The organism is Acinetobacter portensis, from assembly GCF_023158935.1.
In the GTDB taxonomy this organism is placed as follows: domain Bacteria; phylum Pseudomonadota; class Gammaproteobacteria; order Pseudomonadales; family Moraxellaceae; genus Acinetobacter; species Acinetobacter faecalis.
On record NZ_CP096120.1, the window covers coordinates 1,700,904 to 1,714,995 of the forward strand.

13 protein-coding genes are annotated in these 14,092 nt (G+C 36.0%); 1 reads left to right on the top strand and 12 read right to left on the bottom strand.

All coding sequences use genetic code 11. The features are described 5' to 3' along the window. Positions 1-118: 118 nt before the first annotated feature. The 6 genes from MZO21_RS08545 to MZO21_RS08570 all read right to left on the bottom strand — a co-directional run bounded on the left by MZO21_RS08545 (position 119) and on the right by MZO21_RS08570 (position 7,724). A complete protein-coding gene (locus tag MZO21_RS08545; protein ID WP_154772767.1) occupies positions 119-559 on the bottom strand; it encodes a DUF3887 domain-containing protein in 441 nt (146 codons plus the stop codon). An 81-nt stretch (positions 560-640) separates the two neighbouring features. Next, positions 641-3,607, bottom strand: coding sequence for a DNA gyrase subunit A (gyrA, locus tag MZO21_RS08550; RefSeq protein WP_248103299.1), 2,967 nt, complete (start codon positions 3,605-3,607; stop codon positions 641-643). Positions 3,608-3,912: 305 nt separating this feature from the next. After that, on the bottom strand, positions 3,913-4,473 hold the full coding sequence (locus tag MZO21_RS08555) for a hypothetical protein (RefSeq protein WP_228273445.1): 561 nt from the start codon (positions 4,471-4,473) through the stop codon (positions 3,913-3,915). A gap of 437 nt (positions 4,474-4,910) precedes the next feature. After that, positions 4,911-5,843 carry an FAD-binding protein gene (locus MZO21_RS08560; protein WP_154772723.1) on the bottom strand — a complete coding sequence of 311 codons (933 nt, stop codon included), beginning with the start codon at positions 5,841-5,843 and terminating at the stop codon, positions 4,911-4,913. An 18-nt stretch (positions 5,844-5,861) separates the two neighbouring features. Continuing rightward, positions 5,862-6,614, bottom strand: a complete 753-nt coding sequence (locus tag MZO21_RS08565) for an electron transfer flavoprotein subunit beta/FixA family protein (RefSeq protein ID WP_154772722.1) — start codon at positions 6,612-6,614, stop codon at positions 5,862-5,864. 504 nt (positions 6,615-7,118) lie between these two features. Next, positions 7,119-7,724 carry a LysE family translocator gene (locus MZO21_RS08570; protein WP_154772721.1) on the bottom strand — a complete coding sequence of 202 codons (606 nt, stop codon included), beginning with the start codon at positions 7,722-7,724 and terminating at the stop codon, positions 7,119-7,121. A 113-nt stretch (positions 7,725-7,837) separates the two neighbouring features. On the opposite strand from MZO21_RS08570, the gene MZO21_RS08575 reads away from it, so the two are divergent. Then, positions 7,838-8,332 carry an Lrp/AsnC family transcriptional regulator gene (locus tag MZO21_RS08575; RefSeq protein ID WP_154772720.1) on the top strand — a complete coding sequence of 165 codons (495 nt, stop codon included), beginning with the start codon at positions 7,838-7,840 and terminating at the stop codon, positions 8,330-8,332. A 79-nt stretch (positions 8,333-8,411) separates the two neighbouring features. Here MZO21_RS08575 and MZO21_RS08580 read toward each other — a convergent pair whose 3' ends face one another. The 6 genes from MZO21_RS08580 to MZO21_RS08605 form a co-directional block, all read right to left on the bottom strand. Beyond that, on the bottom strand, positions 8,412-8,783 hold the full coding sequence (locus MZO21_RS08580; RefSeq protein WP_154773536.1) for a hypothetical protein: 372 nt from the start codon (positions 8,781-8,783) through the stop codon (positions 8,412-8,414). A gap of 215 nt (positions 8,784-8,998) precedes the next feature. Next, complete coding sequence (gene xerA, locus MZO21_RS08585; protein ID WP_248103302.1) at positions 8,999-9,919, bottom strand: site-specific tyrosine recombinase/integron integrase; 921 nt, start codon at positions 9,917-9,919, stop codon at positions 8,999-9,001. Between the two features lie 122 nt (positions 9,920-10,041). Continuing rightward, positions 10,042-10,887 (bottom strand): diaminopimelate epimerase, encoded by an 846-nt coding sequence (gene dapF, locus MZO21_RS08590; protein ID WP_154773538.1) that lies wholly within the window; start codon positions 10,885-10,887, stop codon positions 10,042-10,044. A 13-nt stretch (positions 10,888-10,900) separates the two neighbouring features. Then, the gene (gene lysA, locus MZO21_RS08595) at positions 10,901-12,145 is read right to left on the bottom strand and encodes a diaminopimelate decarboxylase (RefSeq protein ID WP_154773539.1); all 1,245 of its coding nucleotides are present in this window, start codon (positions 12,143-12,145) and stop codon (positions 10,901-10,903) included. Positions 12,146-12,169: 24 nt separating this feature from the next. Further along, positions 12,170-12,397, bottom strand: coding sequence for an LPS translocon maturation chaperone LptM (gene lptM / locus MZO21_RS08600; RefSeq protein WP_154773540.1), 228 nt, complete (start codon positions 12,395-12,397; stop codon positions 12,170-12,172). Between the two features lie 131 nt (positions 12,398-12,528). Continuing rightward, a complete protein-coding gene (locus MZO21_RS08605) occupies positions 12,529-13,935 on the bottom strand; it encodes an amino acid permease (RefSeq protein WP_154773541.1) in 1,407 nt (468 codons plus the stop codon). Positions 13,936-14,092 lie beyond the last annotated feature (157 nt).

Genomic DNA, 14,092 nt, shown 5'->3' on the forward strand with positions numbered 1-14,092 from the left:
CGTTAAAGTGTTGGTTCGTACTCATATTTTAACTGTTAGGACTCAGGTTTTTTATTTAAATCAAACTATGGGACAGCAGTGCGCTTCAGCGTCCTTTTTTACAAACCATATTTCATTATTAGTTGGTAGATTCACCAAATACAGCAACGTTCAATTTACGAATTTTCGTACTGCCATTTGGCTTATCAAAACTTACATCATACTGAACCAAGTTTTTATCATAACTATATTCATAAGTGACCGTATATAAACTTGGCTTATCTGTAGATTTTTCAATTTTCTTAGACACAATTTTCTTATGCTTAAGCTCAGACTTTGGCAAAACATAAGAAAATTTACGTAAAGTTTTCGTATCTTTATTAAACTCTGCTTGTAATTCAGGTTCCAAATACGTCAGAAACTCATCAAAATTTTTATCACGTAAATCATTATAAGCATCTACTGCAACCTGTTCCTGTGCAGGACTCGGGTTAGGAATAGCATCCATTGCCTTTTGACCAAGCTTGTCACAACCTGCTAAAGCAAACAGACTACTTAAAAGCAATATTTTTACTTTCATCATTTACACTTTTCATTGAATTTACTATTGCTAAGTATATAAAAAAAGGACGCCTAAGCGTCCTTTTTTACACAATAAAACTTAATCTTCTGATGGATTTACATCAGTTTCAATTTCAGCTTCATTTACATTTGTTGTTTCAACTTCTGAAGTTTCACCCTCAACATCTTCAATAAAGTCATCTTCTTCTACAGCTTCTACAGAAACCACACCAACAAGAATTTCTTCATTTCCAAGACGAATTAAGCGAACACCTTGAGCATTACGACCCGTTGTTGCAACTTCAGATGCACGTGTACGTACTAATGTACCACCATCTGAAATAAGCATTAACTCTTTGCTTTCATCAATTGAAACTGCACCAACCAACTCACCATTACGTTCAGATGTCTTAATTGCAATAACACCTTTACCGCCACGTTTCTTCGTTGGGAAGTCGCCTACTGGCGTACGTTTACCATAACCATTTGCACAAGCACAAAGTACTTCACCAGTTTCTGGAACAACAACCAATGAAACTATACGGCTAATGAATGCTGAATCTGTATCTTCATCATCTGAATCTACATCTGTTTCAACATCATCTTCTACAATAGATGCTGCAAATGTTACGCGCATACCACGTACACCTTTTGCAGAACGCCCCATTGAACGTACATCTGTTTCAGCGAAGCGAATTGCTTTACCTTCGTTAGAGAACAACATAATTTGCTGTTCGCCATCGGTAATTGCAACACCAATTAAGGTATCTTCTTCTTTCAGCTCAATTGCACGTAAACCATTAGAACGAACATTACTAAATTGTTCTAATTCAACACGTTTAATTGTGCCCGATGCTGTTGCCATAAATACATAGAAGTTTTTACGTACAGCTTCAGCTTGCTGAGCAAAGTCATTAACAATTTCATCGTCAAGATCGGTTGTAGATAACTCCAAACCAAGCTGTTTCAACTGAATGCGTAATGCATCAGAAATATCATCAGCACCATCTTCAGACTCAGTTAAGGCTGCTTCAAGCTCTGTATAATGACTATTAATCACTTCGTTTGTTTGCAATGTTGCAGCATTAGTTTTCACAAATGCTTTGAAATCTGCCAAACGTTCTTTAAATTTCTTCGGTGCATCAACTACAGGTAAAATTGCTGTAATTGTCTCGTTTTCATCCAGTGGTAATAAGTTCACCATTGGGCGACCTTTTGAACCACGAGATGCTTGAGGCACATCATACACTTTCAGACGGTACACTTTACCTACGTTGGTAAAGCAAAGAACCGTTGCATGGTTAGATGTCACAATAAGATGTTGAATGTAATCATCTTCTTTCATTGACGTTGCAGACTTACCACGACCACCACGACGCTGTGCGGCATAGTCAGACAATGGTTGAGTTTTCGCATAACCCGTCTTAGAAACGGTAAGCACCATTTGTTCTTCAGGAATCAAATCTTCACGAGAGAAGTCGATACGTGATTCTACAATTGCTGTTTTACGTGCATCACCATATTGCTGAAGAATAAGTGCTAATTCTTCACGAATAACATCCATCAATAAATTGAAGTCATTCAAAATTGCAGTTAATTCAGCAATTGTTGCAAGAATTTCGCTATATTCTGCATGTAACTTGTCTTGTTCAAGACCTGTTAAACGATGCAAACGAAGTTCCATAATCGCATTAACTTGCGCTGGTGATAAACGGTATACATTGCCCGCTAAACCAAATGGACGACTTGGATCTTCACCTTCAATTTCGTCAGGACGAATTGAAATTGAGCCTGCTTTTTCAAGTAGCGCAACAACACCACCACCAGCCCACTCACCCGCTTGTAAACGCTCACGTGCTTCTTGCGGATTTGCAGATGTTTTGATGGTTTCAATAATTTCATCAATGTTTGCTAAAGCAACTGTCAAACCTTCTAAGATATGACCACGCTCACGTGCTTTACGTAATTCAAACATCGTACGACGTGTTACCACTTCTTGACGATGACGAATAAATGCAGCAATGATATCTTTCAAATTCATCAACTTAGGTTGACCATTATCTAGGCAAACCATGTTAATGCTGAATGAATTTTCTAACTGAGTATTTTGGAATAAGTTGTTCACAATTACTTCAGCATTTTCACCACGTTTTAAGTCAATGGCAATTCGCATGCCATCTTTATCTGACTCATCACGAAGCTCTGAAATACCTTCAAGTTTTTTCTCTTTAACCAATTCAGCAATACGCTCAATGGTTTTTGCTTTGTTTACTTGATAAGGGATTTCAGTAAACACGATCGTGGTACGACCTGTTTTTTGATCTTCTTCAAAATGGTATTTGCCACGGATATGTAGACGACCTTTACCTGTACGGTAAGCATCTATAATGCCCGATTTACCATAAATAATGCCGCCTGTAGGGAAATCTGGACCAGAAATGTGTTCCATCAATCCTTCAATGCTAATATTTGGATTATTGGCATAAGCTAAACACGCATTCACAACTTCAGTCATGTTATGCGGTGCCATATTCGTTGCCATACCAACTGCAATACCTGTTACCCCATTGATGAGTAAGTTAGGTACACGTGTTGGCATTACTTGAGGAATACGCTCAGAACCGTCGTAGTTGTCTTCCCATTCAACAGTATCTTTTTCAAGATCTGCCAAAAGTTCATGGGTAAGTTTACGCATACGAACTTCGGTATAACGCATTGCTGCTGCACTGTCACCATCGACAGAACCGAAGTTACCCTGACCATCAACCAATTGATAACGTAAACTAAAATCTTGTGCCATACGAACAATTGTTTCGTATACAGCAGAATCACCATGCGGGTGATATTTACCGATTACGTCACCCACCACACGAGCAGACTTTTTGTACGCTTTGTTGTAGTCGTTGCCCAATTCGTGCATTGCGAAAAGTACACGACGATGAACTGGTTTTAAACCATCTCGTACATCAGGCAAAGCACGTGAAACAATCACGCTCATTGCATAATCGAGATATGAGCTTTTAAGTTCATCCTCAATGGCAATCGGTCTAATTTCCGATACGCTCATGCATACTCCTTGTTATACAAGCAGAATTCTGCCCGCATTTATATATCGTCAAATCAGTAAAAAGTTAGCCTAAAACAGACCAACTAAAAAATAAAAACATAGCCAGATATTATAGCATAGACACTCTTTTTTGTGTGTTCTGACACCAATTTATCTTATCAATTTTCTTAAATATTTAGATGTTTTTTATACAATATTTTGTATTTTTCACTTAGTTATTTTTTTCCGTGAGTAAGTTCAAAAATTTGTAATCTAGATAAAAAAACATGCGCCAAATTTGCGCATGTTTTTATCACATTTTTTAATTATTTTTCGAATTTAAAGTTTCTATAACTCAATACAGCCACAATAAGTAAAACTGGCAATAACATCTCAAAAGACTCTTCCGCAGTCATAATGGCAACCTGTGTAGAACGAATTAACTGAATATCAAACAATTCGTTTAACTGAGATGTCATACGGTCTAATACCTTACTTAAAGCCGCAATACCTATCGTAAACACAACATAAATATATGAAATATCTAAATCTTGTTTAATGTTACGTAAAACTTTATAAAAACGTTTCGCTAAAGCCACAAGAACATAAATCATCACCATTAACAGTGTAAAACCTAGTAATTTATCTGTTAATGCAATATCAGGGCTTTTATAGAAGTTGGTTTTAATGAAGCTCATTTCAAACAAGCTTTTATGCAAATCCATTTCGCGCAAACCAAGCATAAGCGCAGCAAGTGCTGTCAATATCCGCGTACTAAATTGCAACTTAAGCTTCACAAGACAAAGAAACGCCAATACAAACCACAATAAAGGGCTAAATACTTCATACGCCCCTTGTTCACTAAATAGATATTCTGTAACAACCAAAGGCGCCGTAAAAGCAGTATGGAGAGAAATACCTATATATATAAATATTAATAATAAAGAGATACCAATAACGCGGAGTAAATTTACAGACATTTGTAATAAGTGATATAAAAGAATTTAAGTAATTGTAACATATTTGTATTGTTTGTTTTAAAATCAATAAGAGTTAAAAGTATTACTCGTTTAAAATCAATAATTTAAATAAAAAACAACCTTAAGGAAATAAAAACCAATTAGAATTAGATTCTAGTGACTCAACAAATAAATCGACTTAACTATTTATTTAAATTAAAGAATAATAAGAAAATTTAAATTATGAGATGTATGTATTTATTCGTTTCCCCCCAATAAATACGGTAAAAATTTATGTCTCAATTTTATTTTCACAACAAAAAAAGCACTCAAAAATGAGTGCTTTTTTATACATTATTCAAGAATTAGATTTTAGAAACCAATTCAGGAACAACAGTATTCAAGTCGCCTACTAACCAGTAATCAGCTACTGAGTTAATTGGCGCTTCTTCGTCTTTGTTAATCGCAACGATTACTTTAGACTCTTTCATACCTGCCAAGTGCTGAATTGCACCTGAAATACCAACAGCGATGTACAAGTCAGGAGCAACGATTTTACCTGTTTGACCAACTTGCATATCGTTTGGTACAAAGCCTGCATCTACCGCAGCACGTGAAGCGCCTTGAGCAGCACCAAGCTTATCTGCTAATGGATCAAGTACAGCGTGATAGTTCTCACCTGAACCTACACCACGACCACCAGACACAACAATACGAGCAGCTGTTAATTCAGGACGTTCTGATTTAACAATTTCTTCGTTAATGAACTTAGAAATACCTGCGTCGCCTTGTGAAGTAGCCGCTTCAACGCTAGCTGCACCACCTTCAGTAGCAACAGGATCGAATGCTGTACCACGAATAGTAGCAACGACAATTGCTTCACCAGATTCTACAGTCGCAATTGCGTTACCTGCATAAATTGGACGTTTGAAAGTTTTAGCACCATCAACAGCAATTACATCAGTAATCATGCTTACATCAAGAAGCGCAGCCGCACGTGGAAGTACGTTTTTGCCTGTTGTTGTAGAGGCAGCAAGAATATGCGTATAACCTTTGCCTAATTCAGCTACTAATTTAGCTACGTTTTCAGCCAATTGGTTTGCGTAAGCAGCATCATCAGCAAGTAAAACTTTGCTTACACCAGCAACTTTCGCCGCTTGATCAGCAACTGCTTGAGCGCCAGAACCAGCAACCAATACAGTGATATCACCACCAATTTTTTGCGCAGCAGCAACAACGTTTAAAGTTGCACCATTAAGTGCTTTGTTGTCGTGCTCAGCGATAACTAAAATACTCATGATTTTTATCCTTCTGTATTAGATCACTTTCGCTTCGTTTTTAAGTTTTTCAACAAGCTCATCTACAGACTTCACTTGTACGCCAGCTTTACGTTCAGCAGGAGCTTCAACTTTAACTGTTTTAAGTTTAGTTGTAGCTGTAACGCCAAAATCAGCAGGTGACTTAGTTTCAAGCGGTTTTTTACGCGCTTTCATAATGTTTGGAAGAGCTGCATAACGTGGCTCGTTCAAACGTAAGTCAGTTGTGATGATTGCTGGAAGCGCAAGTTCAACAGTTTGTAAACCACCGTCAATTTCACGAGTAACTTGTACTTTGTCGCCTTCAACTTTAACTTCTGAAGCGAATGTACCCTGACCTGCACCAAGAAGTGCACCAAGCATTTGACCTACTTGGTTAGAGTCATCATCAATTGCTTGCTTACCAAGAAGAACCAATTGAGGTTGTTCAGCGTCTACAACGCCTTTAAGAATTTTAGCAACTTCAAGAGCACCAAGTTGGCTGTCATCAGCTTCAACTAAGATACCGCGGTCAGCACCAAGTGCCATAGCCGAACGGATTTGTTCTTGAGCTTCTTTAGGACCAATAGAAACAACAACTATTTCTGAAACAGTTCCTTTTTCTTTTAAACGAACCGCTTCTTCCACTGCGATTTCACAGAATGGGTTAATTGACATTTTAACGTTAGTAAGGTCAACCCCACTATTATCTGGTTTAACGCGAACTTTAACGTTGGCATCAACCACACGTTTTACAGCAACAAGAGCCTTCATGTAATCCTCGGCTGTTTTAGCAAATGTAAATGTTGAGAAGAATTTTACAACTCTTCACTTAAATTTTTTAGGTGTCCTATCTTGCAATGCGTATGGCATTTCGGTCAAGTCACAATTCAATAAAGACCTGTAAAAATGCGTAAAAATCCTTGAACGATGCGTTCACACTTTTATTTTGGTGATATTTTAAAACGAGAAATAATAAATTTAGCTAATTTTTAACCATTGATTTATATTATGTTTTTATTTGATTTACCTCATCAAAACTATTGATTCATTTAAGCCACAAAATACATCTCATTTAATATCTTTTAAAACTAAAGCTTTGGCAGAAAAAGCAAATCAACATTTTTAGACTCATTTATTTATATTGAGCATCCTATTTTTCTAACTAAAAAGAATATCTTCCAGTTTTGTTCGCTTGCATAACTTCATTATTCTGCGACCAAACAAAAAAAGCACATCATGATTGATGTGCTTTTATACTATTTCTGTTTCTTCGGCTTAATTAATAATGAGCCATGTTGCCGCGGCTGCCAATAATCCACCAGAAGTTCCATCAATTATTTTTTGTTTACGTTCATCTATTTGAGTTTTTTGCGTAATTTTGGCGAAAATAACACTTAAAGCGCAATACACCACAAATATCAATGTAATGAAAATTAAAGATAAAATTAAACCTTGGCTCACTGTATTCCCGGACTTATCTATAAATTGCGGTAAAATTGCAAAATAAATAAGCATGCCTTTGGGGTTTAAAAGCGCAGTGAAAAAACCTTTCTTAATTGGGTTAGATGTACTTTTTTGCTCAATCTTTAGTTTCTTGGTGCTAAATACAGATTTAAGTAAATTCGCAGATAAATAAAGAAGATAAGCGATACCTAACCAACGAATTGTTTCGAACAAAATAGGAAACGAAACAATGATGGCTGCAATACCTAAAGCAACTAAAATCGAGTGTACCAAATAGCCTGAACATACACCTACAGTTGCCATCATGCCCGCTTTTGCATTCTTACCCATCACTTGTGACAGGATAAAAAGCATATCTGGTCCTGGTGTGAAAATAAGTGGAATTACCGTTAAGGCAAACAATGCAAATACAGACATATCCTTTCCCTTTATCAAACGTCTGAAAGTTGAAATAGTATCTGCGAAAAGCTTTAAAATAGGATTTCAAATATTCTATAATTAATATTATTTTTCGAATTATATTCTAATTTATGAAGATTATATCTAAGTCTATTTCAGTAAAGCTTGATCGAATCGATAAAAGTATCATCTCTGAACTACAAAAAAATGGTCGCATCCAAAATAATGATTTATCTCGTGAAATTGGCTTATCGCCATCTTCATGTTTACGCAGAGTAAAATTATTAGAGGAAGCAGGCGTAATTCAGGGTTACACCACAATTGTCGATCAACATAAAATTGGTTTTAAACTCATTTTATTTTCTCGCATTTGGTTGGTTGCACAAGATGCTGAAACCATTGATACCTTTATTGAGGCAATGAAAGAGCTTCCTCAGGTAATGGAATGCTATATTATTTTAGGTGAGTGTGATGCAATGCTAAAAGTCATTGTTCCCGACTTAGAAAGTTACCGTAAATTTCAATCGACACATTTAACCAAAAAGAATGGCATCACTAGTGTAAAAACAGATTTACCAAGTCAAATTATTAAACAAAGTACAGAGCTACCACTTAATGACCTTTAAAGAAAATGAATGATCATCAAAACAAAAAAAGCATAGTTTGAACTATGCTTTTTATTAAATATTTATTAAATAGATTGAATTACGCTGTAACCGACTCTAAAAAATCACGATGCACATGACTTAAATCGATAAGTTCATATTGTTCTAAACCAAAAGTTTCCCAAACTGCAATCGCATCTTCTTTTAAATCAATATTTTCAGTTGCAATAGGACGTTCTTGCCAATTTAGGTCTGAAATCCACAAATATGTTTGCTTTGTAACTGGATTAATTGCTTGAACTTTTCCTTCAGCATTAATTCCTTGAACCTGCGCGCCATCAGGTAATGCAGCCTCAATTTTAGGCAAGCTAATTTCAACAAAATGCTTCACTTGACGTAAGCCATAACCAACAAAAATTTCTTTTTGCGCTGGTGATAATTGATCATACTTTTCTTGAACGTCTGAAATCATTTTTATACCTTGTTTTAAAAACAATTATTTATCAATACATCCAGTGGAACGAAAAAACTATAGTCATGTTTTATGCAACCACTTTCACTAATACCTTTATACCTTAAAAATTGACTTCTTTTTATTCTACGTTAGTTCAAAAAGCCATCTTTTCTGACTTTTACAATAACATTACTTTTATTTAAATAGCACCGACAAAATTTGTTTATTTGTTACTATTTTTTAGCTTGCGCTCTAGGATGTGCTTGATCGTAAACATGCGCCAAATGGTCAAAATCGACATGCGTATAAATTTGTGTTGTGGTTAAATTACTATGTCCAAGCATTTCTTGTACAGCACGTAAATCCCCACTATTTGACAACATATGACTTGCAAAACAATGTCTTAATAAGTGAGGATGCAAATCTACATTAACACCTGCCCTTTGCGCTTGGAATTTCACACGATTTTCAATTTGTCTTGCACCTAAAGGATTTCCTTTTTGCGTAATAAATATATTGGCTTCAGGTACAAAATCTCCATGCCAAGATGGATACAATTGCAACCATTGTATTACTGCATTTTTCGCTTTATCACCAAATGGAACAACGCGGGTTTTATTGCCTTTACCTGTAATTCTAAGCAATTGACGATTAAAATCGACATCTCGAATAGTTAAACCCTGAACTTCCGCCAAGCGTAAACCACTCGAATACAACAACTCTAAAATCGCTTTATCTCGAATCCATAATTGTTTTTGAACTTCAGATTCAGGTTCTGGCTGATCTAAAATTTGATTAATCGTTTCAATATCAATCATACCTGGCAAAGGTCGTGGCTGACGCTTGAGCTGAAAATCGTCCGTTGCATTAAAAGCTAAATATTGCCCTTGCTCTGCCCACTTCATAAATTGTCGAATAGATGAAAGCATGCGCTGCAAACTACTTGAACTTAATTGATGTCGTTCAACTTTATTTGCCAAGTAACTACGTAAATCTGTTGTTTCTATATTATTTAATTCTAATTTTTGATTTTCACAATAATTTAAAAAGTCAGACACATCTCGAAAATATGCTTGCAATGTATGTTTAGATTGATTTTGAATTTCTCGTTCTTTTAACCACATGGAGAGTAGTTGCATAGCTTGTTGTTGCATCTAAACATCCTCCATTTCAATCTAATTTAATATAAAAAGTGAGTGTAACAAATTTATATCTAGTTCATTTTTATTTCATATAAAAAAGCCCCGAGAAATCAGGGCTTTTTTAATACTTTTAATTAAGGTTGGAAATAACGTAAATCTATACGTCCTTCAAAAACAGTTGCTGTTGGACCTGTCATCCAAACAACATCTCCTTCTTTCCATTCAATTAAAAGCTTACCACCCGCTAATTCAATTTCAACTGAGCTTGCTAACAAACCACGGCGCATACCTGAAACAGCAGCAGCACATGCCCCTGTACCACAAGCAAGTGTTTCACCTACACCACGTTCAAACACACGTAAACGTGCATGTTTTTCATCAATAATTTGCATGAAACCCGCATTTACACGCTGTGGAAAACGCTCATGAGATTCAACTTGTGGTCCAATAGTAGCTACATCAGCAGTTAACACATTTGGAACAACTGTAACCGCATGCGGATTTCCCATATTTACAACATCAATGGTCAACTTTTCATTATTGAGCAAATCTATGTCATAAAGATTTTCAGGCTCATCTGCAAAAAATGGAATTTCTTGCGGTAAAAATTTTGGGTAACCCATATTCACACGAACCCAGCCATTTAGACCAAGTTCAGGCTCAACAATGCCTGCTTTCGTTTGAACTTTAATTTTGGTTTTTGTTGTTAATTTTCGCTCATGCACAAAACGAGCAAAACAACGTACACCATTACCACATTGCTCAACTTCAGAACCATCTGCATTAAAAATACGATATTTAAAATCTGCATTTGGTACATCTGGTGGTTCAACAATTAATAGTTGATCGAAACCAATACCAAAATGACGATCTGCTAAACGCTGAATAGTCACCGTATCTAAAAATGCTTTTTGGCTAATGAGGTCAATCACCATAAAATCATTGCCTAAGCCATGCATTTTAGTGAATTCTAATAACATTTAGAATTACTCCTTAAGGCAATAAACGTTCATTTTCCCATAATGATTCAATTGTTTCACGTTCACGAATTACGTAAGCTTGATCACCACTCACCATAATTTCTGCTGCACGTCCACGACTGTTATAGTTCGAACTCATTACAAAACCGTATGCGCCTGCACCTAAAACTGCAAGAACATCATTTTCTTGAAGTGCAAGCTTACGCTCTTTACCTAAGAAATCGCCAGTTTCACAAATTGCACCTACAACATCCCACTCTTTGGCTTCAACGTCTGTACGTGGTGTAACTTCTTGAATATCCATCCAAGCTTCATACAAAGCAGGACGAATTAAGTCATTCATTGCAGCATCAATAATGGCAAAGTTACGATGATTCGTTGGCTTCAATAAGTCCACTTTAGTTAGTAGCACACCTGCATTTGCAGAAATACTACGACCAGGTTCCATATATACTTTTAAGCCTAACTTTTCTAAAGCTGGTTTAAGTGCGTTGGCATATTCTTGAACTGTTGGCGGAGTTTCATCTTTATACGTCACACCTAAACCACCACCAATATCGATGTGTTTAAGCTCAATACCCATTTCTTTAAGCTTATCGATCATTACAATTACACGATCTAAAGCATCTACAAAGGGTTGAGTTTCAGTCAACTGAGAACCAATATGGCAGTCGATACCAACCACATCTAAGTTAGGTAAAGATGCTGCATATTTGTATGTTTCAAATACTGTATCAGATGGAATACCAAATTTATTTTCTTTTAATCCTGTAGAAATATAAGGATGTGTTTTTGCATCTACGTCTGGATTCACACGTAATGAAATCGGTGCTTTTTTACCTAATTCAGCAGCAACTTTTTGAATGCGATCAAGTTCTGCATAAGATTCTACATTAAAACAGGCAATACCTACTTCTAATGCTTTTTTAATGTCTGCTTCCGATTTACCTAAACCAGAAAATACAATTTTAGATGCGTCGCCGCCCGCTTTTAAAACACGAGCAAGCTCACCACCTGTCACAATATCAAAACCCGCACCAAGCTTGGCTAATACATTTAATACCGCAATATTTGAGTTTGATTTAACTGCAAAACAGATTTGATGATCAATAAAACTAAACGCACGATCCATGTCTAAAAAATGTTTTTCAAAAGTTGCTTTTGAATAAACATAGAGCGGTGTACCAAATTGCTGCGCTAACGATTGTAATGAACATTGCTCTGCGTGCAATACCCCATTAATGCGGGTGAAACTCATGAATGTATCCTTGCGTTGGTTGAGTTAAGGTGTTTGTGTATCAGAATTTGATGGAGCAGCAAACTGTTGCTGTACAGGTACTTCAACTTGTTCTTTTTTCTGTTCTTTCAATTCAGAATCTGAATAAATTAAATATTTTGCACGTTTATCATAATTTTGATCTTTGGCTAACTGCAATGCACCAGATTGACCACAACCCGTTAGCGCGAAACTTGTCACTAAAACACCGATGCCGCAAATGACTAAACGCATCTGACCACCTATCCATTAATTTTGATAAAGTATACCGTGATCATGTCGATGACCAAAGCATTAAACGTAAGAGATTATCTTTAGAAATAAAAAAACGCCAGCGAAGTACTGACGTTTTTGAACATTTAATTTTATTTATTTCGAGGTTTATAGAAACCGAAATAACCAATAATTAAAATAATGAACCAAATTGGGCTCACCATTAATGCTTTACGCGTATCTTCTTCAAGTGCAAGAATTCCTATCGTACCAATAAAGAACACCACAACCACCGCACAAGTGAACAAACCACCAGGCAATTTGAATGTAGATTTTGCATGAAGCTCAGGACGTGTTCTGTAATAAACCACATAGCTCCAAATAATCATCAACCAAACACAAATAAATAGAATTGTTGATAATGTAGTTGCTAAGGTAAATGCCAAAACTGTATTAGGAACAAAGTATTGAAGCGCTGCACCCAATAACAAACATACTGTAGAGAAATATAAAGCATTTGCAGGAACAGCACGTTTATTCAATTTACCCAATGCATCTGGTGCCTGATTTTCACGAGACAAACCAAACAACATACGGCTTGTAGAGAAAACTCCACTGTTCATAGATGACATTACTGATGAAAGAACAACAAAATTCATAATAATGGCAGCAGCAGCAATACCTGCTTGGCTGAATAAGTTTACAAATGGACTAATTGACGGATCAATTTTATTCCACGGAGTTACAGACATTACAATAACCAATGCCAAAACATAGAAAATAATGATTCGGATTGGAATAGAGTTTACTGCTTTAGGTAAATTCTTTTCAGGATCTTTAGTTTCAGCAGCTGTTGTACCTACAAGCTCTACACCCACAAAGGCAAATATGGCAATTTGGAAGCCTGCTAAGAATCCAGTAAAGCCTGTTGGGAACATCCCGCCATGACTCCACAAGTGTCCAAATGAAGCAACCTCACCTGCTGTAGATGTAAATCCTGTGAAGATCATCCATCCACCAACAGCAATAAGGACAATAATCGCAACGATTTTCACCATTGCAAACCAGAACTCCATTTCACCAAATAGTTTTACTGTTGCTAAATTCAGACAAGTAATAAATAAAATCGAAGCGACGCTAATTAACACACCTTCTAAAGGTGAGAATGAGACGCCCCCATTAAAGAATTGTAAATAATAAATAATGGCTGACAAATCTGCGATACCAATCGTGATCCAGCATAACCAATACGTCCAACCTACAAAATAACCAGCCCAAGGGCCAATTAAATCAGTTGAAAAGTCGATAAATGATTTGTAATTAAAGTTTGAAAGTAGCAATTCTCCTAATGCACGCATTACAAGAAAAACCATGAAACCAATAATCATATAAATAAATAAAATAGATGGTCCAGCTAAACTTATTGTTTTCCCTGAGCCCATGAAAAGCCCTGTTCCTATGGCTCCACCAATCGCAATCAACTGTAAATGTCGATTAGATAAACTTCTTTTTAAATCGCCGTCTCCTACGGCAGGCGAATTTATTTTTTGCTCTGTCATTTTTTAATTCACCTTCAATGTATAGCAAGATTAACTTAAATTTTGAATAAAACAAAAGAAATTAACTTATGATCTGTTTTTCCCTATTTATAGTCTTTATTGATTTATTTTACTTATCTGAATTTTTTAGTGATTAGTACAACTATATTTTATTTTT

Coding starts and splice junctions, on each gene's coding strand:
- MZO21_RS08545 (WP_154772767.1), bottom strand. CDS start 559: ATGAAAGTAAAAATATTGCTTTTAAGTAGTCTGTTTGCTTTAGCAGGT.
- gyrA (WP_248103299.1), bottom strand. CDS start 3,607: ATGAGCGTATCGGAAATTAGACCGATTGCCATTGAGGATGAACTTAAA.
- MZO21_RS08560 (WP_154772723.1), bottom strand. CDS start 5,843: ATGAGTATTTTAGTTATCGCTGAGCACGACAACAAAGCACTTAATGGT.
- MZO21_RS08565 (WP_154772722.1), bottom strand. CDS start 6,614: ATGAAGGCTCTTGTTGCTGTAAAACGTGTGGTTGATGCCAACGTTAAA.
- MZO21_RS08570 (WP_154772721.1), bottom strand. CDS start 7,724: ATGTCTGTATTTGCATTGTTTGCCTTAACGGTAATTCCACTTATTTTC.
- MZO21_RS08575 (WP_154772720.1), top strand. CDS start 7,838: ATGAAGATTATATCTAAGTCTATTTCAGTAAAGCTTGATCGAATCGAT.
- MZO21_RS08580 (WP_154773536.1), bottom strand. CDS start 8,783: ATGATTTCAGACGTTCAAGAAAAGTATGATCAATTATCACCAGCGCAA.
- xerA (WP_248103302.1), bottom strand. CDS start 9,919: ATGCAACAACAAGCTATGCAACTACTCTCCATGTGGTTAAAAGAACGA.
- dapF (WP_154773538.1), bottom strand. CDS start 10,887: ATGTTATTAGAATTCACTAAAATGCATGGCTTAGGCAATGATTTTATG.
- lysA (WP_154773539.1), bottom strand. CDS start 12,145: ATGAGTTTCACCCGCATTAATGGGGTATTGCACGCAGAGCAATGTTCA.
- lptM (WP_154773540.1), bottom strand. CDS start 12,397: ATGCGTTTAGTCATTTGCGGCATCGGTGTTTTAGTGACAAGTTTCGCG.
- MZO21_RS08605 (WP_154773541.1), bottom strand. CDS start 13,935: ATGACAGAGCAAAAAATAAATTCGCCTGCCGTAGGAGACGGCGATTTA.